Origin of the sequence: Vibrio sp. YYF0003 (assembly GCF_036350715.1) — a bacterium.
Classification (GTDB): domain Bacteria; phylum Pseudomonadota; class Gammaproteobacteria; order Enterobacterales; family Vibrionaceae; genus Vibrio; species Vibrio natriegens.
On the sequence record NZ_JAZDWA010000008.1, the window covers coordinates 143,490 to 165,266 of the forward strand.

General features: G+C 45.6%; 22 protein-coding genes. 2 read left to right on the forward strand and 20 right to left on the reverse strand.

Going from position 1 to position 21,777, the window contains the following annotated elements; translation table 11 throughout:
• Position 1: 1 nt before the first annotated feature.
• The 13 genes from rodZ to trmJ all read right to left on the reverse strand — a co-directional run bounded on the left by rodZ (position 2) and on the right by trmJ (position 11,249).
• Positions 2–952 carry a cytoskeleton protein RodZ gene (gene rodZ, locus V1U08_RS20030; RefSeq protein ID WP_330471315.1) on the reverse strand — a complete coding sequence of 317 codons (951 nt, stop codon included), beginning with the start codon at positions 950–952 and terminating at the stop codon, positions 2–4.
• A gap of 516 nt (positions 953–1,468) precedes the next feature.
• Positions 1,469–2,596, reverse strand: coding sequence for a bifunctional tRNA (adenosine(37)-C2)-methyltransferase TrmG/ribosomal RNA large subunit methyltransferase RlmN (locus V1U08_RS20035; RefSeq protein WP_014230938.1), 1,128 nt, complete (start codon positions 2,594–2,596; stop codon positions 1,469–1,471).
• 219 nt (positions 2,597–2,815) lie between these two features.
• A complete protein-coding gene (gene ndk / locus V1U08_RS20040; protein WP_014230937.1) occupies positions 2,816–3,241 on the reverse strand; it encodes a nucleoside-diphosphate kinase in 426 nt (141 codons plus the stop codon).
• A gap of 88 nt (positions 3,242–3,329) precedes the next feature.
• Positions 3,330–4,628 carry an aminopeptidase PepB gene (gene pepB / locus V1U08_RS20045; protein ID WP_014230936.1) on the reverse strand — a complete coding sequence of 433 codons (1,299 nt, stop codon included), beginning with the start codon at positions 4,626–4,628 and terminating at the stop codon, positions 3,330–3,332.
• A gap of 172 nt (positions 4,629–4,800) precedes the next feature.
• On the reverse strand, positions 4,801–4,995 hold the full coding sequence (gene iscX / locus V1U08_RS20050) for a Fe-S cluster assembly protein IscX (protein ID WP_005391546.1): 195 nt from the start codon (positions 4,993–4,995) through the stop codon (positions 4,801–4,803).
• Between the two features lie 43 nt (positions 4,996–5,038).
• Complete coding sequence (fdx, locus tag V1U08_RS20055) at positions 5,039–5,377, reverse strand: ISC system 2Fe-2S type ferredoxin (protein WP_014230934.1); 339 nt, start codon at positions 5,375–5,377, stop codon at positions 5,039–5,041.
• Positions 5,378–5,390: 13 nt separating this feature from the next.
• Positions 5,391–7,244: a Fe-S protein assembly chaperone HscA gene (hscA, locus tag V1U08_RS20060; RefSeq protein WP_329346842.1), complete on the reverse strand. Its 1,854-nt coding sequence runs from the start codon at positions 7,242–7,244 to the stop codon at positions 5,391–5,393.
• Positions 7,245–7,265: 21 nt separating this feature from the next.
• Positions 7,266–7,781 carry a co-chaperone HscB gene (hscB, locus tag V1U08_RS20065; RefSeq protein WP_330471316.1) on the reverse strand — a complete coding sequence of 172 codons (516 nt, stop codon included), beginning with the start codon at positions 7,779–7,781 and terminating at the stop codon, positions 7,266–7,268.
• 55 nt (positions 7,782–7,836) lie between these two features.
• Positions 7,837–8,163, reverse strand: coding sequence for an iron-sulfur cluster assembly protein IscA (iscA, locus tag V1U08_RS20070; protein WP_014230931.1), 327 nt, complete (start codon positions 8,161–8,163; stop codon positions 7,837–7,839).
• A 71-nt stretch (positions 8,164–8,234) separates the two neighbouring features.
• The gene (iscU, locus tag V1U08_RS20075; RefSeq protein WP_014230930.1) at positions 8,235–8,618 is read right to left on the reverse strand and encodes a Fe-S cluster assembly scaffold IscU; all 384 of its coding nucleotides are present in this window, start codon (positions 8,616–8,618) and stop codon (positions 8,235–8,237) included.
• Positions 8,619–8,654: 36 nt separating this feature from the next.
• Positions 8,655–9,869, reverse strand: a complete 1,215-nt coding sequence (locus V1U08_RS20080; RefSeq protein ID WP_014230929.1) for an IscS subfamily cysteine desulfurase — start codon at positions 9,867–9,869, stop codon at positions 8,655–8,657.
• A gap of 28 nt (positions 9,870–9,897) precedes the next feature.
• Complete coding sequence (gene iscR, locus V1U08_RS20085) at positions 9,898–10,404, reverse strand: Fe-S cluster assembly transcriptional regulator IscR (protein ID WP_014230928.1); 507 nt, start codon at positions 10,402–10,404, stop codon at positions 9,898–9,900.
• 125 nt (positions 10,405–10,529) lie between these two features.
• Entirely contained in the window at positions 10,530–11,249 is a 720-nt protein-coding gene (trmJ, locus tag V1U08_RS20090; RefSeq protein ID WP_014230927.1) for a tRNA (cytosine(32)/uridine(32)-2'-O)-methyltransferase TrmJ, read from the reverse strand.
• A gap of 231 nt (positions 11,250–11,480) precedes the next feature.
• Between trmJ and suhB the strand changes: the two genes are divergently transcribed.
• Positions 11,481–12,284: an inositol-1-monophosphatase gene (gene suhB / locus V1U08_RS20095; RefSeq protein ID WP_014230926.1), complete on the forward strand. Its 804-nt coding sequence runs from the start codon at positions 11,481–11,483 to the stop codon at positions 12,282–12,284.
• A 192-nt stretch (positions 12,285–12,476) separates the two neighbouring features.
• On the opposite strand, the gene secF is transcribed toward suhB, so the two are convergent.
• The 6 genes from secF to V1U08_RS20125 form a co-directional block, all read right to left on the reverse strand.
• Entirely contained in the window at positions 12,477–13,424 is a 948-nt protein-coding gene (gene secF / locus V1U08_RS20100; protein WP_014230925.1) for a protein translocase subunit SecF, read from the reverse strand.
• Positions 13,425–13,438: 14 nt separating this feature from the next.
• The gene (gene secD / locus V1U08_RS20105) at positions 13,439–15,295 is read right to left on the reverse strand and encodes a protein translocase subunit SecD (RefSeq protein ID WP_076633417.1); all 1,857 of its coding nucleotides are present in this window, start codon (positions 15,293–15,295) and stop codon (positions 13,439–13,441) included.
• Between the two features lie 21 nt (positions 15,296–15,316).
• Positions 15,317–15,646: a preprotein translocase subunit YajC gene (gene yajC / locus V1U08_RS20110; RefSeq protein WP_005424903.1), complete on the reverse strand. Its 330-nt coding sequence runs from the start codon at positions 15,644–15,646 to the stop codon at positions 15,317–15,319.
• 165 nt (positions 15,647–15,811) lie between these two features.
• On the reverse strand, positions 15,812–16,945 hold the full coding sequence (tgt, locus tag V1U08_RS20115; RefSeq protein WP_020333638.1) for a tRNA guanosine(34) transglycosylase Tgt: 1,134 nt from the start codon (positions 16,943–16,945) through the stop codon (positions 15,812–15,814).
• 146 nt (positions 16,946–17,091) lie between these two features.
• Complete coding sequence (gene queA / locus V1U08_RS20120) at positions 17,092–18,144, reverse strand: tRNA preQ1(34) S-adenosylmethionine ribosyltransferase-isomerase QueA (protein WP_330471317.1); 1,053 nt, start codon at positions 18,142–18,144, stop codon at positions 17,092–17,094.
• Between the two features lie 232 nt (positions 18,145–18,376).
• Positions 18,377–19,525 (reverse strand): S1 family peptidase, encoded by a 1,149-nt coding sequence (locus V1U08_RS20125; RefSeq protein WP_330471318.1) that lies wholly within the window; start codon positions 19,523–19,525, stop codon positions 18,377–18,379.
• Between the two features lie 316 nt (positions 19,526–19,841).
• On the opposite strand from V1U08_RS20125, the gene V1U08_RS20130 reads away from it, so the two are divergent.
• Entirely contained in the window at positions 19,842–20,300 is a 459-nt protein-coding gene (locus V1U08_RS20130) for a CBS domain-containing protein (RefSeq protein WP_014230920.1), read from the forward strand.
• Positions 20,301–20,449: 149 nt separating this feature from the next.
• Here the strand turns inward: V1U08_RS20130 and aceA are convergent, their stop codons facing one another.
• Positions 20,450–21,760 carry an isocitrate lyase gene (gene aceA, locus V1U08_RS20135; RefSeq protein ID WP_020333635.1) on the reverse strand — a complete coding sequence of 437 codons (1,311 nt, stop codon included), beginning with the start codon at positions 21,758–21,760 and terminating at the stop codon, positions 20,450–20,452.
• Between the last annotated feature and the right edge of the window lie 17 nt (positions 21,761–21,777).

A 21,777-nucleotide genomic window follows, 5' to 3' on the forward strand; every position in this document is an offset into this window, starting at 1 on the left:
TTTATAACGGTAAAGTGAATCTAGCGACTTTGCCTGAAGTATACCCAGAAAGGTCGACAGGTTCACTCGCAAATGTCATTGTAACCCCTTCCGGTGCGCCCAAAATCACTTTAAATGGTGCTTTTCCGGTAAGTTCTACATCCTGACCTGGTTTATGGGTGCCGCTCACCAGCGTTTTGCCATTGGTATCTTTCACCTGAATCCAGCAGTCTGCTTTAAATGTCATAGTGAGAAGGCTCATTCCCTCCGGCACGATGATAGCTGGCTCTTCAACGACCTCAGCCTCTTCAATCACTGCTACAGGCTCTTCAATATCTGTACTTGCCAGTTGATCACTAGGCAATACTTCTGTTGCTTCAGCAGAACTTAACGCTTCATCTGCTGCTACAGGCTGTTCAGCGGAAACTGTAATATCAGCGGGAGCGCTTGCGATTAATTCATCGGCACTCATCTGATCTATGTCCGCCAACTCTTGTGCGCTAGGCTCTGGCCCTTCTACACTGGAATCCGTCACAACCTGAGTCAGGCTATTATCTTGTTGGTTCTGCCACCACCAGGCAGCAGAGATCCCGGTAATCACGATGGCGATAACCCAGGTCAGGAACATAATTCGGCTGTTGTGCTTTTCATGCTTAGTTTTGCGAGAAAAGCTCTGCATTTCGATTTCTTGATCTTTCGGCTGGATATCGGCGGTTTGCTCTAGTGCTGTTAGTACTACTTTTTCATCAAGACCAACCACTTTGGCATACGAGCGCAAGTAACCACGAGTAAAGGTCGCTACTTGTTGTGATTCAAATCGATTGTTTTCAATATCTTCAATAACAGAAACGCGAAGTCTCAGGCGATCAGCAACTTGCTTTTGTGTCATTCCTAAAGATTCGCGTTTGTTTTTCAATAGTGTGCCCGCTTCAATGGAAAGCGGTACTTCATTTGTGTTTTCGTGTTCTGTCATAATGATGGTTTTTAGTCTGTTTTAGTGGCTAACACTGTTATTTATTTTCGTTGTTTTTCTTAAGACTCACTTAAAGATAGCCAGCCCAATCGTGTTAACCAAAGTAATAATTTTAAGAAATTCTCGGAGCTTTGAACGTGAATACTCGCCCTGCCGATATCAGCAAAACGTATGAGAGAATAAGCCGAGATTTCCCGATGCTGTCGTAAATGCTATACAACATGATAAGACAATGTATAACAAAGACAAAAACTCTTTCCACTCAAACTAACAGATTGCTCAAGCTTTTGTCCAAACTTTGACACTGTAATTGGAAATTATACGCAATTCCACTCTAAGCACAGGGTTATGATGCGAAACAACCTTCAGTAAGCGCCTCAGCATTGTTATTTTCCCACTATCAATGTAGTTGAAAAAACTATGCATCACCTCTCATGACAGCTATTTGCTTATCGCAATTTCTCTAAACAAAATAGCCAGAGCAAAAGGCTCTGGCTATTTTAAAATTCACACAACTTATACTGCTTTGACTTCAATGGTATCCGCGCCACGTGCCGCTTTTAACGCAGCGGTACGCTTGGTACGGTCAATAACGTCACCAACAAGCTGACCACATGCCGCATCGATATCGTCACCACGAGTCTTACGAATGGTAACAGTATGCTCGTACTGCATCAGAGTCTTTTGGAAGCGGTCAATACGAGAGTTGCTTGGCTTCTTGTACGGTGAACCTGGGTACGGGTTAAACGGAATCAAGTTGATCTTACATGGCGTGTCTTTCATCAGTTCAGCAAGCTCACGCGCGTGGTCCATGTCGTCATTGACATGATCAAGCAATACGTATTCTACCGTCACTTTGCCACGGTTTGCGTTAGACGAAGCGATGTAACGACGCACAGAGGCTAAGAAATCTTGAATATCCCAACGATCGTTGATTGGCATGATTTCACTGCGCAACTTATCGTTCGGCGCGTGAAGAGAGATTGCTAATGCAACATCAATTTTACCTGTCATCTGATCAAGACCAGATACAACACCCGATGTCGATACCGTCACACGGCGCTTAGATAAACCGAAGCCTAAGTCATCCAACATGATTTCCAGCGCAGGGATCAAGTTCTTCATGTTCAGAAGAGGCTCGCCCATGCCCATCATTACCACGTTGGTAATTGGACGACGTCCTGTTTCCTTCTCAAGGCCAACTTCACGTGCAGCACGCCACACCTGACCAATGATTTCAGACACTTTAAGGTTACGGTTAAAGCCTTGTTGAGCCGTTGAACAGAACTTACATTCCAGTGCACAACCAACCTGAGAAGACACACACAATGTAGCGCGATCATCTTCAGGGATGTAAACCGTTTCTACGTCTTGATCGCCAACCTTCATAGCCCATTTAATAGTGCCATCAGAAGAGTGTTGCGCTTCAGCTACAGTTGGTGCTTTGATTTCACACTTGTGCTGCAGTTTTTCACGTAGTTTCTTGTTGATGTTCGTCATATTGTCGAAGTCATCAACACCGAAATGGTAGATCCACTTCATAACCTGATCAGCACGAAACGCTTTCTCGCCTAGTTCTTCCGCGAAAAATTGACGCATGCCTTTGCGATCAAAGTCGAGTAGATTAATTTTTTCAGTAGTCATGTTGCCTCTCAATGACTGAAACAAGAATAAGGGCGCGAATTGTACAGCCTTTATGCAGCTACAACAAGGGGTCTAAAACCCTGAGTTTGCTAAGGCATTAAAATTATTCTGATTAAAATTTAAACAACTTTACTGTTGGAGCGAGTCTTCCTTCATAAACTAAAAAGCCCCGGAATTATCCGAGGCTTACTATCTTTACGAGCACAGGTTAATCCAAGATTAACGTGGGCAAATCTCCGACTCAGGGAAGAAGAACTCAATCTCACGAGCCGCCGACTCAGGGCTATCAGAGCCATGTACTGAGTTGTGGCGCATGCTTAGCGCGTAATCACAACGAAGTGTGCCAGCAGCCGCTTCTTCTGGGTTAGTTTTGCCCATCAGTTCACGGTAACGCGCAATTGCATTTTCACCTTCTAGAACCTGAACCATAATAGGGCCAGAGGTCATAAACTCTTTTAGAGGAGGGAAAAATTCTTTGCCTTCATGTTCTGCGTAAAAACCGCTCGCCTGCTCTTCAGTCAGATGAACCATCTTTGCAGCCACAATACGCAGACCCGCTTTTTCAATACGGTTGTAGATTTCACCGATTAGATTTCGTTCCACAGCGTCAGGCTTAACAATTGAAAACGTTCTTTCTAGAGCCATAAAGTTTCCTTTTTTGTACTTGTAATAATAGTTTTGTATCAAAGTGACTGATTAATGCGGCATCGGAAAGCCCAATGCCGCACATAAATTACTTGTCAGCTTGCTCGTTAAGAAGGCGAGCAAGAGTGCGAACACCCATACCAGTTGCACCAGCAGCCCATTTTTCAGACGCTGATTTACGGTACGTACCCGCACAGTCAAAGTGCAGCCAGCCTTTCTTGTAATCTTCAACAAAGTAAGACAGGAATGCCGCAGCGGTACTTGCGCCAGGTGAGTAGTCACCAGAGCTGATGTTTGATAAATCCGCGAAGTTTGATGGCAGCATGCCACGGTGGAAATCAGCCAGAGGCAGTGGCCATAAGCCTTCTTTCTCTTGATTTGCCGCCGTCAGAGCTTGATGAGACAGCTCGTCATCGAAACTCATTAGCGCGTGGTAATCATTACCCAGTGCGTTTTTCGCCGCGCCAGTCAATGTTGCGCAGTCAATAATGAGTTCAGGGTTCTGCTCGCTTGCGTAGATTAGACCATCTGCCAATACCAAACGACCTTCCGCATCGGTATTCATGATCTCAACGGTTTTACCATTTTTGTAGGTAATGATGTCACCCAGTTTAAGGGCACGACCTGATACCATGTTTTCCGCACAGCAAAGGATCAGTTTCACACGTTTATTCAACCCACGCAGAATCGCTAGGCCTAAACCACCGGTGATGGTACCAGAGCCGCCCATATCCGCTTTCATTGCGCTCATAAAGTTAGAAGGCTTTAGGCTGTAACCGCCCGAATCAAAAGTGATGCCTTTACCAACTAAACATGCGAATACTGGTGCGTTTTCATCGCCAGTTGGGTTGTAGTCCAACTGTAGCATTGCAGAAGTGCGCTCAGAACCACGGCCAACGGCATAAATACCTTCCCAGCCTTCTGCTAGAAGATCTTTGTCTTTAACGATACGTGCGGTAACGGTACCTTCTGGCGCGACAGATTTAATAAATTCCGCCGCCATGGTCGCAAGTTGACGAGGTGCAACCTCTTCGGCTGTTTTGTTGATGATATCGCGAGTGAAATCAGTAGCGGTAATACGCCCCTGAAGCTCAGCTTGATCGTCTTCAGATAACGCAACCCACTCTAGAGAGCCGTGTTTTTTCGGGTTACGGTAGCCTTGATGGAAAGCCCAGATACTCTCCAGGTCCCAGTTGTCACCAGAAAGTAGAATCGAATGAATTCCCTGACCATCAAGCTGACGAGCTGCGCGTTGAATTGCACCAAGATCATGGCCTTCACCTAAATGAATAGTCGCGCCAGTCTCGGCGAACGAAAGCAGGGCCTTTTCACCCCAATGTGGAGCTGCAGAATCTTGGCTTAAAAATACAGACATCTGTGTAGACATGGTTTCTCCTTGTCTTATAACGGCGTTGCCTACGCCGCTTGTTTTTTAGTAACTCACGGATGTTAGCATTATGTAGGGCAAAAATGTCAAAATGATAAAAAAACGGACCGAAGGGTCCGCTTTTTTTAGTAAAAATTGTTAACTCGGCTGCGTTTTACCGCCGAATTGAGCATCAGTCAGCTTCATCCATCCAGCACATAATAACGGCTTCCAGAATCTTTTCGTTGCAATGGTTTGGGTCATCCTCAAACTCATCCAGCTCCATGATCCATTGATGAAGGTCGGTAAAACGTACGGTTTGTGGGTCCACATCTGGAAACTTGTCACAAAGCTCAATCGCGATATCGCGAGAATCTGTCCATTTCATGCTCATCTTCCTTTTCTTTCCCTTATAACTTAAGGGATAGTTTTTAGTGATCTTCTGACGCGTGGTTTAGCGTGTATTTAGGAATCTCTACAACTAAGTCTTCATCCGCAATTCTTGCCTGACAACCAAGACGAGATTCAGGCTCAAGACCCCATGCTTTATCTAGCATGTCATCTTCTAGCTCTTCACTCTCTTCAAGAGAATCAAAACCTTCACGAATGATCACGTGGCAAGTGGTACAAGCACAGGATTTTTCACACGCGTGTTCAATACCGATACCATTCTTTAACGCTACGTCTAGAACCGTTTCACCAGTATTAGCTTCCAGCACAGCACCCTCTGGGCACAAATCTTCGTGTGGTAATACAATAATCTTAGGCATAACTACTTATCTCTTATATATCGTCTACTGATTGACCTGACAACGCAGCTCGAATCGATTTATCCATACGACGCGATGCAAAGTCTTGGCTCGCTTTATCGGTATCTTTAATGCCCTGCTCTATCGCATCAGCACTATCACCATTGCGCAGCTCAATCAGTGCTTCAATGGCTTTTATTAGATCTTGTTTCTCTTGCTCTGATAGTAGTTCATCACCATCAGCTTGCATTGCAGCAATCAGACCTTCAATAACGCGGTCAGCTTCGACGCGCTGCTCTGCTAACGCACGTGCTTGCATGTCTTCTTTCGCATGACTCATTGAGTCTCGCAACATGTTAGCCACTTCTGTGTCGCTCAAGCCGTATGAAGGCTTCACTTGAATTTCAGATTGCACACCAGTGCTCTTTTCCATTGCCGTAACAGAAAGAAGGCCATCGGCGTCGACTTGGTAGGTTACACGGATGTGCGCCGCACCTGCCGCCATTGGTGGAATGCCTTTAAGCGAGAAACGAGCCAGTGAACGACAATCATCAACCATTTCACGCTCACCTTGCACAACATGCACACTCATTGCCGTTTGACCGTCTTTGAATGTGGTAAATTCTTGTGCGCGTGCAACAGGAATCGTGGTGTTGCGAGGAATGATTTTTTCAACCAAACCGCCCATGGTTTCAATGCCCAATGACAATGGAATCACGTCCAGCAGCAGCATTTCAGAATCTGGCTTGTTACCTGCCAAAATATCCGCTTGGATACCTGCGCCAATTGCGACTACTTCATCCGGGTTAATGCTTGTCAGAGGTGTACGACCAAAGAATTCGCCAACCATCTCGCGAACCAATAGGGTACGAGTTGAACCACCAACCATGACTACTTCAAGTACTTCGTCGGCATCAACGTCAGCATCTTTCAGTGCACGGCGGCAAGACATGAGTGTCTTCTTCACTAGCGGACGGATCAGCTCTTCGAACTGCTCACGAGTCACTGTGCCTTTCCAGCCAAATACATCAACTTCTACGCTGTCTTGCTCGGAAAATGCAATTTTAGTTGCGGTTGCGATGTTCAGCAGTGTGCGGTTTTTCTCTGCAGAAAGAGGAGCTTCAAGACCAGCTTGCTCCATTAGGAAGTCAGCAAACAGATGGTCAAAGTCATCACCGCCTAGCGCTGAATCACCACCAGTTGCCAATACTTCAAAGACACCTTTAGACAGACGCAGGATAGAGATATCAAAGGTACCACCACCCAAATCGTAAACCGCAATCACGCCTTCCTGACCGGAGTCGAGACCGTAGGCGATTGCTGCTGCGGTAGGTTCGTTAAGAAGACGAAGAACGTGCAGACCAGCCAATTTAGCGGCATCTTTGGTACCCGCGCGCTGCGCATCATCAAAGTATGCTGGCACTGTGATCACCACGCCAGCAAGCTCACCGCCTAATGATTCTTCAGCACGTTTACCAAGAACTTTTAGGATATCAGCAGAGACTTCAATCGGGTTTTTATCACCTTGAGGCGTTTGTAGAACTGGTAGACCGTTATCGCTCTCTTTAAACTGGTAAGGTAACGACGGGTAACGAGATTGAATGTCTTTCAATGAACGGCCGATTAAACGTTTTACCGAGATAATGGTATTTTCTGGTTCAAACTCTGCCTTCGATTTTGCGTCATCACCTACGATGGTCGCTTCTGCTGAGTAGTTCACCACGGACGGCAGAATGCTGCGGCCCTGCTCATCCTGTAAAGTCGTTGCATCGCCACTGCGCACGGAAGCAACCAATGAGTTGGTCGTGCCTAAGTCGATACCTGCAGCTAACTTATGCTCATGAGGTGCCGAGCTTTGGCCCGGTTCTGCGATTTGAAGTAGTGCCATGATTGGTCCTTGTCACACTAACTAGCCGAGGAGTCTCTCTTCAGCCAGCTCAATTTCGTTCTTTAGTTTGGCAATGAATTTCAGCTTACGGACGCGGTCTGCGGCTTCTGCCCAAAGACCGTCATTGAGCTCTTGCTCGACGCTTGCCAAATGCTGTTTGTACATTTTGCTGACCTTAGAATCGAAGTCAAAAAGCGCTGATTCAGGATCAGAGCCGCCAGCAATATCTTCCAGTTCTTCACGCAGTTCCATTTGCTCCATTAAGAACATAGGATCTTGCATGGTTTGTTGTTCGCCACGAATTTCCGTACCCTGCTCAGCCAAGATGTACTCCGCTCGAGAGATTGGGTTTTTCAGGACTTGGTACGCATCGTTAATCTGCGCCGCTTTTTGCACGGCCATCAAGCGATCACGCTCAGACGCAGTAGCAAAGTTATCCGGGTGGAAACGTTTTTGTAGTTCTCGGAACTGAGAAGAAAGAAGGCTACCATCCAGCTTAAACTGACGTGGTAGCCCAAATAATTCAAAGTGATTCATTAAGTTCGGGTCCTAGTAAAGCCTTCCGGACTCGTTTGCCCAGAAGGACAATCAATTAGACGTTGAAGCTTTCACCACAACCACATTCACTTTTCGCGTTAGGGTTGTTGAACTCAAAACCTTCATTCAACCCTTCTTTCACGTAATCCAATTCGGTACCGTCTAGGTACACTAAGCTCTTTTTGTCGATGATGATCTTTACCCCTGAGAGGTCAAATACTTCATCTTCTTCAGCATTAAGCTCGTCAACAAACTCAAGCACATACGCCATACCGGAACAACCAGTCGTCTTCACTCCAAGACGTAAACCGATACCTTTACCTCGGTTATCCAGGAATGCTTTTACGCGACTTGCCGCTGTTTCTGTCATTGTGATGGCCATACTGCACCTTAGTCTGTCTAAATTTCGATTGGAATGGGAGCGTTAAAGGCTCCCATTATATTACGGAATAATTATTGTTGGTGTTTTTTCTTGTAGTCTGCAACCGCTGCTTTGATTGCATCTTCAGCAAGAATTGAACAGTGAACTTTCACAGGTGGAAGTTCTAGCTCTTCTGCAATTTCAGAGTTTTTGATTGCAGCTGCTTCATCAACAGACTTACCTTTAACCCATTCAGTTACTAGTGAGCTTGATGCGATTGCACTACCACAACCGTATGTTTTGAACTTCGCATCTTCAATGATACCTTCTGGTGTCACTTTGATTTGCAGTTTCATCACGTCACCACAAGCTGGAGCGCCAACCATGCCGCTACCTACTGATGGGTCTTCTTTGTCAAATGAACCAACGTTACGTGGGTTCTCGTAGTGATCAATTACTTTTTCGCTGTATGCCATGATAAATTACCTCGAATCCTCTATCTATCCCTGAGATTAATGGTGAGCCCATTCAACTGTGCTCAAATCAACCCCTTCCTTGTACATATCCCATAGAGGAGACATGTCGCGTAGCTTAGTCACTGCAACGCGGATCTGTTCAATTGCGTAATCAATTTCTTCTTCCGTCGTGAAACGACCGAATGAGAAACGAACCGAGCTGTGAGCCAATTCGTCGTCCATGCCCAGGGCACGTAGAACGTAAGATGGCTCTAGACTCGCAGAAGTACAAGCACTACCAGAAGATACCGCTAGATCTTTTAGCGACATCAGCAGTGATTCACCTTCTACGAAAGCAAAACTGATGTTCAGGTTTTGTGGTACGCGTTGCTCTAGGTCGCCGTTCACAGTCACAGCTTCTAGATCTTTCACACCATTCAGAAGACGGTTGCGAAGTGCAAGTGCGTGATCGTAGTCTTTCTGCATTTCTTCTTTTGCAATGCGGAAAGCTTCACCCATACCAACAATTTGGTGAGTCGCAAGTGTACCAGAGCGGAAACCACGCTCGTGACCACCACCGTGCATTTGCGCTTCAAGGCGAATACGTGGCTTACGACGTACGTAAAGCGCACCAATACCTTTAGGGCCGTAAATTTTGTGAGCTGATAGTGAAATCAAATCAACTTTCATTTCTTGAACGTCGATTGGCAATTTACCAGCAGATTGAGCCGCATCGACGTGGAATACGATTTTACGCTCACGACATAGCTCACCAATGGTTGTGATGTCTTGAATAACGCCGATTTCGTTGTTCACGTGCATGATAGAAACCAGTACGGTGTCATCACGCATTGCTGCTTTAAGTTTTTCTAGATCGATTAGGCCGTTTGATTCTGGCTCTAGGTAAGTCACTTCAAAACCTTCGCGCTCTAGTTGACGACATGGGTCAAGAACGGCTTTGTGTTCTGTTTTACAAGTGATTACGTGCTTACCCTTTTTAGAGTAAAAGTGAGCTGCACCTTTGATTGCAAGGTTATCAGACTCAGTCGCACCAGATGTGAATACGATTTCGCGTGGATCTGCATTTAGAAGGTCAGCAATTTGCTCACGAGCAGTATCCACTGCTTCTTCTGCCTGCCAGCCGTAACGGTGCGAACGAGACGCTGGGTTGCCAAATGTGCCATCCATTGTCATGTACTGAACCATTTTTTCAGCAACACGTGGATCAACTGGACATGTAGCGGAATAATCAAGATAAATCGGCAGTTTCATTCTCTACTCCAATGTAAAATGCTGACCGCTAAGAGCGGACGTTGATACCGATGGGCGCGGTAGTTGTATTTTTGTTGGAAAGCCCATTAGTCACCGCCAGATCAATATCCTGACGATCAGAAATTTCTAGTACTTCGTTGTCTTTCATCAACTCGCCGAGCGTGATGTTATTCAAGAAGTCACTGATACGAGAGCTTAAGTCACGCCAAAGTGTATGAGTAAGGCAACGAGTACCGCCTTGGCAGTCTCCTTTACCTTGGCATTTAGTTGCGTCGACTGACTCATCTACAGCTGCAATCACAGTACCAATTGCGATGTCGTTTGCGTCAGTACCAAGTCGATAACCACCACCAGGACCGCGAACACTGGCAACAAGGCCCGCTTTACGCAATTTCGAAAACAGCTGCTCTAAGTAAGAGAGCGAGATCCCCTGACGTTCTGAAATATCAGCAAGAGGTACAGGGTTTTGTTGCGAATGCAGTGCCACATCCAGCATGGCTGTCACCGCATATCTTCCTTTAGATGTAAGTTTCATACCACACCGTATCCACATGGTTTGTAATGATTATGATTTTTCCATACCTGAGTGTTTTAGTCAAGTATTTATCTGACCATTTTACTCAGGTATTTACCCTTACATTAAAGGCGGCTATTTTTTACTCAGCGCTTCTTCTCTATTGAGGTCAGGATGCCTCGAAGAATATTAAGCTCTTGAGCTTCAGGTCGAGCTCGATTGAACAAGCGACGCAGTTTATTCATCACCTGCCCCGGCTGTTCTTTACTAATAAACTGGGTTTCCACGATCACCTTTTCAAGGTGTTCAAAGAACATTTCTAGTTCTTTATGGCGTGGGTACTCTTCTTGCTCAACCGGAGAAAACTGACTTTTTTCCAGATTAAGATGAGCAACGCGAACTTCATAGCTGAGGGTTTGCACCGCCATAGCTAAGTTCAAGGAACTGTATTCCGGATTAGCTGGAATGCAAACATGATAGTGACATTTCTGTAACTCTTCGTTGGTCAAGCCTGTTCTCTCACGCCCAAATACCAGCGCTACTGGGTGCTTTTGACCTTCAACAGCGAACATCTCACCACACTCTCGCGGCTCCAACATTGGCCACTCTAAGGTACGTGAGCGCGCACTTGATCCTACGACCAGTCCACAATCCTGAACGGCTTCATCCAGCGAGCTAACAATCGTCGCATTTTGAGCGATATCACCGGCTCCGGCCGCTAATGCCAACGCTTGTTCATCCACTTCACATTGCGGATCAACCAATACAAGCTGGCTTAACCCCATGACTTTCATTGCACGGGCTGCAGAGCCAATATTGCCTGAATGAGAGGTACCTACGAGTACGATTTTTACTTGATCCAACATCTGTGTTTGCTACCTAATTAAAAACCGCAGGATATTAACATAATTTTTTAACACACCCTAGGGCGAAGCCGTGCCCTATTCGCATTCTCGTTAATTGATGTCGTATACCAAACAATAACAACTCTTCCTTGTTGCTTTTTAGCGTAAAAAATAACCACTTCCTTTTTCGTTTATCTTTGGTATACTCGCCGCCGCTTTTATTCGTTCTTTAACATCCGTTGGGAAATTCGTATGCATCCAATGCTAAACATTGCTATTCGCGCTGCGCGAAAGGCAGGCAATCATATTGCTAAATCATTAGAAAACACAGATAAAGTAGAATCTACACTTAAAGGCACTAATGACTTTGTCACTAACGTAGACAAAGAAGCAGAATACATCATCATCGATACAATCAAGCAGTCTTACCCTGAGCACTGTATCGTTGCTGAAGAACAAGGTCTTATCGAAGGTAAAGATAAAGACGTACAATGGATCATCGACCCACTGGATGGCACTAATAACTTTGTAAAAGGTTACCCACACTTCGCTGTTTCTATTGCAGTTCGTATCAAAGGCAAAACTGAAGTTGCTTGTGTATACGATCCAATGCAAAACGAGCTATTCACGGCTCAACGTGGTGCTGGTGCACAGCTAAACAGCGCACGTATCCGTGTTACTCCGCTAAAAGACCTTCAAGGTACTGTTTTAGCAACTGGTTTCCCATTCAAGCAGAAGCAACACTCTGAGTCTTTCATCAAGATCATCGGCTCTCTATTCACTGAGTGTTCTGATTTCCGTCGTAGCGGCTCTGCTGCACTTGACCTATGTTACGTGGCTGCTGGCCGTGTTGATGGTTACTTCGAGCTAGGTCTAAAACCTTGGGATATGGCTGCTGGTGAGCTTATTGCTCGTGAAGCTGGTGCAATCCTAACTGACTTCTCTGGCGGTACTGACTACATGAAGTCTGGCAACATTGTTGCTTCTAGCGCTCGTGGCGTGAAATCTATCCTTAAGCACATTCGCGAAAACGGTAACAGCGCGATCCTTAAGTAATAGATTTTGAAGTCATACTAGCCCGTCACGCTGATGACTTTGAATAGCCCTGCTCTTTGAGCGGGGCTTTTTTATATCTGAATATCACTATTTAGGGCTGGCCATCTAAAAGCTTCCCCAATAGTTTTTCCTTTAAGTATAAAAAAACCGCTGATTGCTCAGCGGTTTTTAAACTTCGATTCTTAATCTGCCTTATGGCATTTCGTCGAACTCTGCACCTTCTTTTTCTACTTGAGGTGGCATTAAGTGCTCTTTCTGGATGCCCAGTTTTAGCGCTAGTGCCGATGCAACGTAGATAGAAGAATAAGTACCTACCGTGATACCAAGTAGCAATGCGGTTGCGAAGCCGTGAATCATAGCGCCGCCCTGAACGAACAGTGCGATAACTACGAACAACGTAGTACCAGAAGTAATCAATGTACGGCTCAATGTTTGGGTGATGGAAGCGTCCATGATGTCAGCTGGTTCACCCTTACGCATTTTGCGGAAGTTCTCACGAATACGGTCAAATACAACAATGGTATCGTTGAGCGAGTAACCGACAACCGTTAGTAGTGCTGCAACGATAGTCAGGTCAACCTCGATTTGCATGAACGAGAACACACCAAGCGTAATAATGATATCGTGCGCCAGTGCCAATACCGCACCCGCCGCAAGACGCCATTCAAAACGCATTGATACGTAGATCAGAATACAGATCAACGACACAAGTATTGCCAGACCACCAGCTTCTGTTAGCTCATCACCAACGTTTGGACCGACGAACTCAATTCGGCGCATCTCTACGCTTTCACCAGTACCATCTTTGATTGCACCAATGATTTGGTTACCCAGTGTTTCACCAGATACATCATCACGAGGACGAAGACGAACCATCACATCGCGTGCACTACCAAAGTTCTGTACTGTTGCGTCACCGAAACCTTGTGCATCCAAAGCCGTACGGATTTTTTCCAGATTAGCTGGCTTTTCAAAACCAACTTCAATCAGCGTACCGCCTGTGAAGTCCAGACCCCAGTTCAGCCATTTGGTTGACAACGTGAAGATAGAAGCAGCAATCATAAAGATTGAGAATACGAAGGCTACTTTCGACCAACGCATAAAGCCGATCGTCTTCTCTGCTTTTAGAATTTGAAACATATTAATTCCCAGCCTTAGATCGACAGTTTATCAACGCGTTTGCCACCATACAGTAGGTTCACGATACAACGTGTACCAATGATAGCGGTGAACATTGAAGTTAAGATACCGATGGATAGTGTTACCGCGAAACCTTTCACTGCACCTGTACCGACGGCAAACAAGATGATTGCAGTGATAAGTGTCGTGATGTTCGCATCGGCAATGGTACTGAACGCGTTCGCGTAACCTTGGTGAATCGCTTGCTGCGGATTGCGGCCATCGCGAATCTCTTCCCGGATACGTTCAAAGATCAGCACGTTTGCATCGACAGCCATACCAACGGTTAATACGATACCGGCGATACCTGGCAGCGTCATCGTTGCACCTGGAATCATCGACATCACACCGATAATTAGGACTAAGTTAGCCATCAGTGCGATGTTGGCAATCAGACCAAATCCACGGTAGTAAAGCAGAGTAAATAGCATTACCGCTACCATACCCCAGATACATGCCTGAATACCCATATCGATGTTTTGCTGACCCATTGATGGACCAATGGTGCGCTCTTCAACGATAGAAATAGGTGCGATTAGAGCACCTGCACGCAGTAGTAGCGCAAGGTTGTGAGCTTCTGCCGCAGAGTCGATACCGGTAATACGGAAGTTACGACCAAGCGCAGACTGAATCGTCGCTTGGTTGATGACTTCTTCGTGCTTAGTCAGGATCACTTTGCCTTCAGGCGTCTTACGGCCGCTATCTTTGTACTCAGCAAACACGGTAGCCATCAGCTTACCGATGTTCTTTTTCGAGAACGCAGACATCTTGTTACCACCTTCGCTGTCTAGCGAGATGTTAACTTGAGGACGACCATATTCATCAACACTTGAGCTTGCATCCGTGATGCTTGAACCACCCAGGATAACGCGCTTTTTCAATACAACAGGACGACCATCGCGATCCTGTTTGATTTCGCTGCCAGCTGGCGCACGACCATTGGCTGCCGCTGATAAATCAGCTTTATCATCAACTTCGCGGAATTCCAGTGTTGCTGTCGCACCCAAGATTTCTTTCGCACGAGCGGTATCCTGAACACCAGGAAGCTCAACCACGATACGGCTTGCACCTTGACGTTGAACAAGTGGCTCCGCAACACCGAGTTCGTTTACACGGTTACGTAGAATAGTAATGTTTTGTTCTACTGCGTAGTTACGAATCTCTTGTAGACGTTGCTCGGTGAAAGTAGCGACAAGTGCAAAACGACCATTAGAATCAGAATCGACAAAGTTCATGTCAGGGTGATTCTTTTCTAATGTACTTTTCGCTTCAGCCAATTGCTCTTCATTACGAAGTAGTACTTCAACTGATTCATTTCCTGAAGGGCGAATAGCACGGTAACGAATCTTGGCATCGCGAAGTTCGCTACGAAACGCTTCTTCTTGCTGACCAACCAGTTTTTCCATAGCGGCATCCATATCCACTTCCATTAAGAAGTGAACACCACCACGCAGGTCAAGACCCAGTTTCAGTGGAGACGCGCCAATCGCTTCTAACCAGTCTGGAGTAGAAGGAGCAAGGTTAAGTGCAACAATTTTGTCTTTGCCAAGCGCTTCGCTGATGACATCACGGGCACTAATCTGAGTATCAGTGTCGGTAAAACGGACAAGAATTGATCCATTCTCTAGAGCAATGGATTTATGAGAGAGTTGCTCTTTATCAAGAGCAGTAGTGACAGCATCCAGCGTTGACATATCTACAGAGGCGCCACGCGCCCCTGTAACTTGAATAGCCGGATCTTCACCGTAGATATTTGGAAGTGCATATAATGCAGCGGTAATGATGGCAAAAAACACCATCAAATACTTCCATAATGGGTAACGGTTTAGCACAGCGAGGACCCTTTAGCTGTTTTATAGAGACTTAAGCGTACCTTTAGGCAGCACTGCAGTTACGAAGTCTTTTTTGATTACAACTTCATTGTTTGCATTAAGCTCGATTGAAATGAAATCATTGTCTTCAGCAATCTTAGTAATTTTACCTACTAGACCACCGCTTGTTAGGACTTCGTCACCTTTGCCCATTGAAGACATTAGGTTCTTGTGTTCTTTTACACGCTTGCTTTGTGGGCGGTAAATCATGAAGTAAAAGATCACTGCGAACATGCCAAGCATGATTAGCATTTCAAAACCGCCGCCTGCTGGTGCGCCTTCTGCTGCTGCGTGAGCCTGAGAAATAAACATTAATACATCCTCATTATATTTTATTGATAATCCAACAAATTGGGCTTTCGCAGTTAAGATTCAAGTCTGAATGTGACTAATAGAGATCACTCTCTCAAAAATAACGTGCGTTAGCCTACTTTATTAGCAAAAGCCTTTGGCGACATGCCAAAGGCTTTAATTCTTTTAAGCTTTGCTTAGTGGTGGAACTTCGCGGTCACGACGAGCGTAAAACTCTTCAACGAACTCATCGAAACGATCTTCATCAATCGCCTTACGAATACTTTCCATCAAGCGCTGGTAGTAGCGCAGGTTGTGAATGGTATTCAGACGAGCACCCAGAATTTCGTTACAACGCTCCAGGTGGTGAAGATACGACTTGCTGTAGTTTTGACAAGTGTAACAGTCACAGTGCGGATCTAGCGGTGTAGTATCCGTTTTATGTTTCGCATTACGGATCTTGATCACACCACCAGTCACAAACAGGTGACCATTACGCGCGTTACGCGTTGGCATCACACAGTCAAACATGTCGATACCGCGGCGTACACCTTCTACTAAATCTTCTGGTTTGCCAACACCCATTAAGTAACGAGGTTTGTCTTCTGGCAATTGTGGGCAAGTATGCTCAAGAATACGGTGCATGTCTTCTTTCGGCTCACCAACGGCAAGACCACCAACTGCATAACCATCAAAACCGATTTCTGTTAAGCCTTTTACAGAAACATCGCGCAAGTCTTCGTAAACACCGCCCTGAACAATACCGAACAGGTTATTTGGGTTTTCTAGCTTATCAAAGTGGTCGCGTGAACGTTGAGCCCAACGAAGTGACATTTCCATCGATTTTTTCGCTTCGTCGTGTGTCGCTGGGTATGGCGTACACTCATCGAAGATCATCACGATATCAGAACCCAGGTCTTTTTGGATTTCCATCGACTTTTCTGCGTCCATGAAAATTTTGTCACCGTTTACCGGGTTACGGAAATGCACACCTTGTTCAGTGATGGTACGCATTTTACCCAGACTGAATACCTGGAAACCGCCTGAATCAGTAAGAATAGGACCATGCCAGTTCATGAAATCATGCAGGTCACCATGCATTTTCATTACTTCTTGACCAGGACGTAGCCATAGGTGGAATGTGTTACCTAGCAGAATTTCTGCGCCTGTACCTTTTACTTCTTCAGGCGTCATACCTTTAACGGTACCGTATGTACCTACTGGCATAAACGCTGGAGTCTGCACAGTGCCACGTTCGAAAGTCAATTGACCACGACGAGCAGTGCCGTTTTTCTTTTTAAGATCGAATTTTAATTTCACGATGCCTCCGGATGTCAGAGAAACAGTCTGACGATATTTTCGGGGTAATCCCCACTAAGGAGCGGTCGCCTTTCCTTGCGAGAGACAAAGCAGATGTTCTGCTTTATTTCCTAGCCTACTGCTAGCACTCGTAAATCTATTTTTAACTACGCAGTTTTCTTCTTGATGAACATTGAGTCACCGTATGAGAAAAAGCGATATTTATTTTCTACCGCATGCTTATAGGCATTCATGGTGTTGTCATAGCCTGCAAACGCACTCACCAACATGATCAAGGTTGATTCTGGTAGGTGGAAGTTAGTGATCAGACAATCCACCAGCTGGTATTCGTAACCTGGGTAGATAAAGATCTCGGTATCTCCAAAGAACGGAACCAGTTCGGTACCTTTTTTCAGCGCATCTTGCGCCGCACTTTCTAGCGAGCGAACTGAAGTCGTACCCACTGCAATGATGCGACCGCCACGAGCCTTAGTTGCATGAATCGCATCCACCACTTCTTGCGGTACTTCTACATACTCTGCATGCATGTGGTGATCATTGATATTGTCGACTTTAACTGGCTGGAACGTACCTGCACCGACATGCAAGGTAACATACGCAAACTCGGCACCTTTTGCTTTGATTTTGTCTAAAAGTACATCATCAAAGTGTAGACCTGCTGTTGGCGCAGCTACTGCACCCGGCTTTTGGTTATAAACCGTTTGGTAGCGTTCTTTATCGGCGTCTTCATCTGGGCGGTCGATGTACGGTGGAAGCGGCATGTGGCCGATTTCTTCCAGAATATCCAGAACCGTCTTATCAGAGTTAAACTTCAGCTCAAATAGTGCGTCGTGACGAGCCACCATTTCAGCAGCATATTCATCGTTCTCGCCAACAATAATGGTTGTGCCTGGCTTTGGTGACTTTGAGCAGCGAACATGCGCTAAGATGCTCTTTTCATCCAGCATACGCTCCACCAGCACCTCTAACTTACCGCCAGACTCTTTACGGCCAAACATACGTGCAGGAATAACACGGGTATTATTGAAAACCACTAGGTCACCCGGTTGAACTTGATCCAACACATCGGTAAATGTGCCATCAAGAATCTCACCAGTATTGCCGTCCATTTGTAATAGTCGGCTGGCAGTACGCTCCGGCTGTGGGTAGCGAGCGATGAGTTCATCTGGAAGGTCGAAATGGAAATCTGATACTTGCATGTTACTTGTCTTATATATTGGTCAAATTACGTCTAATACGACGATAAAATTGCGACGAGTTTTTCGCAGCAGACTAGTATATGGTTAGATGCTGCAATAGCAAGTGAATCCCCAGAATATCGCTGTAAAAGCTGCCTTAAAGAGTGTAATAAACAGTGAAATTAGAAGGTATGCAGGCAATAAAAAAGCAGCGTTCATCGCTGCTTTTCTATTGAAGCTTGACGAACAAGCTTTAGGTGTTTTGTTGTCTACGCCATGCTAGCAGCCCCAACAAGGATAAGAAGCCAAAGTTGAGACTACCACCGCCATCACTCGTGTCTCTGAAGTTACAATTATTGGTCGCAATACCGTCGTTGCAGTCATCGGTATTACCGTCTTCGATATCAGTAATAAACTCAGGTGCAATAATGTAACGACTTGGAGGGCCATCAGCCGTAATGTATGACTGCACCCAGTCATAATACTGACTGACTTTGGTATAAAAGCTCGGAATAGTCAGTGAGCCACAGGTCGGCAAAATCAACGGCGCACCGCTCACAATGCCAATTTGTTTTCCAGTTGTAATATCCACAAGCGGACCGCCGCTATCCCCTTTACACGCCGAATTTCCATATTGAGTGCGGCTCTCCTCTTCCAGAACGGTGTTGAAAGTGGGCAGCGTACAGATTTTTGTAACGTTTTTTCGGGAGTTAATGGTCCCAGGAAAGCTGCTGCCAATTTCCAAACGTTCATAACACTTATCCATCGGCAAAAAGCCAATCGCCGTCTTTTTCAATGTTATTGAAGCTTCATCTGCCATTGGCGTTGTCGCCCCCCAGCCAAAGACTTGTACATTAGCGGTTCGCTGATTGGTTTCATAGTTGTCGTTCCAATCGGCCGTAAGCCGAGCTTCTATGTCGACCATATCTTCTTTGGTCGCGAGGTTCGCAAAGGTGGCGTTGCTAACGGGGCGAGTCAGATATAACAACGCAATATCGCTGTCTAATGCGGTCTGAATAGGTTTAGCGTCACCATCACTGTCTATTTCAGCTTTCGCTATACGAGTGTATTTGGGATGCACGACTACGTGAGAAACCGAGTAATAGTTATCGATACTGGTGTCGTTTAGATCATGGACCTTCGCGGTAACGGCGAGTTCTCCTGGTTGAGTAACGTAGTAGCTCGCTTCGTTGGCTCCCTCCCCCATCACCACGCAGTGCGCTGCAGTCAACACCCATTGCTCGGTTAACAGGGTGCCACCACAAATCGGAAACTCAGCCATATTGCTGGCGCGAATTGACACTCGATCAGCCGGATTGGTTTCCTCTTGCCCCAGAATAATGGCATGCGCCGATTGCACACTTAGTGCAGTAGCCACTATCGCAAATAGTTTTTTGTACATAGTCGTCTTCAATTTAGTAAGCCTGAGCTTATCTTCTTCGACAGACCAAACAGGGAACATCGGACAAATACAAATGTGCGATTCAATTCATTGGATTACATTTTCCGCACATTCAATATCAGGTAGAAATGCAAACTCGGTCGCACAGAAATCAACCAACGAAAAGTGACAAAATTATAGATAATTCGTCCATTGCTTAGACAAAATATGATGTTATTTCATCTTTCTATTTAATTGATAAAAAACGGGGTGGCTCTCAGATATACAGCAAAATATTCTCTATATTTAAGTAAGGACAATGCTGCTGGAGGTTTCTATGATCAAGGTTGAAGACATGATGACTCGCCACCCTCATACCCTGTCGAAAGCGCATACCTTGCGTGACGCAAAAGAGATGATGGAGGCGCTTGATATTCGACACATTCCGGTTGTTGATGCCAATACACATTTACAAGGCTTGGTAACTCAACGCGATATTCTTGCGGCTCAAGAATCTAGTTTACACCCGGATCAGGCTGAACAATCTTTTACCCTCGATACGCCTCTCGAAAAAATGATGCACACCAACATCATGACTGCCGAACCGCGCGCCGGTTTAAAAGAGAGTGCCATCTATATGCAAAAGCACAAAGTTGGCTGTTTACCTGTTGTGAATAAAGGGCAATTAGTCGGCATTATCACAGACAGTGATTTTGTGACCATTGCAATTAATTTACTCGAACTTCAAGAAGAAGTTGAACCAGAAGAAATCGAACCAGACGAAGAAACACAATAACACCTGCATTGTGTCTAAGTTGGTTGGGGCTGAGAATCGATCCGCTCATAAGATAAAAAAAGAGCGGCAATAATGCCGCTCAATATGCCACTACTGGCGTCGTTTTGGGAAATCGAAATTTTGCCTAAGTAAGAAATTTGCCTAACTAATTAAAATTGGTCTTCTTCAGTCGAACCCGTTAGTGCCGTAACTGATGAGTTACCACCTTGGATCGTATTGGTCATTCTGTCGAAGTAACCTGTACCAACTTCTTGCTGGTGAGCTACGAATGTGTAACCTTTTTCTGCAGCCTGGAACTCTGGGCGCTGTACTTTCTCAACGTAGTGACGCATACCTTCACCTTGAGCATAAGCATGTGCCAGTTCAAACATGTTGAACCACATGTTGTGAATTCCCGCTAGAGTAATGAACTGGTACTTGTAGCCCATGTCTGCAAGCTCTTGCTGGAATTTAGCAATTGTCTCTGCATCCAGGTTTTTCTCCCAGTTGAACGATGGAGAACAGTTGTAAGCTAGCAGCTGATCTGGGTACTCTGCGTGAATCGCTTCTGCAAATTTACGCGCTTCTTCCAAACAAGGTGTTGCTGTTTCACACCAGATCAAATCTGCGTATGGTGCGTAAGCAAGACCACGAGAGATTGCTTGGTCAATACCAGCACGTACACGGTAGAAACCTTCTTGAGTACGCTCACCTTCGATAAAGTCTTTATCGTATGGGTCGCAATCTGACGTTAGTAGGTCAGCTGCGTTCGCATCAGTACGAGCGATAACAAGTGTTGTTGTACCTGCTACGTCTGCAGCCAGACGAGCCGCAACCAGTTTTTGTACCGCTTCTTGAGTCGGAACCAGTACTTTACCACCCATGTGACCACACTTCTTCACTGAAGCAAGTTGGTCTTCGAAGTGAACGCCCGCCGCACCTGCTTCAATCATAGATTTCATCAGTTCGTAAGCATTTAGTACACCACCAAAGCCCGCTTCAGCATCCGCTACGATAGGTAGGAAGTAATCGATGCCACCTTCATCTTCTGGAGACTTGCCGCCAGCCCACTGAATTTGGTCAGCACGACGGAAAGAGTTGTTGATACGCTTAACAACAGAAGGTACTGAATCTACTGGGTATAGCGATTGGTCTGGGTACATTGTCGATGCAGTGTTGTTATCTGCAGCAACCTGCCAACCAGAAAGGTAAATCGCTTCGATACCTGCTTTTGCTTGTTGAACCGCTTGGCCGCCAGTTAGCGCGCCCAGACAGTTTACGTAGCCTTTTTTCGCGCTACCGTTGACCAGTGACCACAATTTGTCTGCACCACGCTGTGCAATTGTGTTTGCAGGAACCATAGAGCCACGAAGTTCAACAACTTCTTCAGCAGTGTAAGTACGTTTCACGTTTTTCCAGCGTGGATTCGTTGCCCAGTCTTTTTCTAGAGCTTCAATTTGTTGGCGGCGAGTTAATGTCATTGGTCTATCCCTCTTTA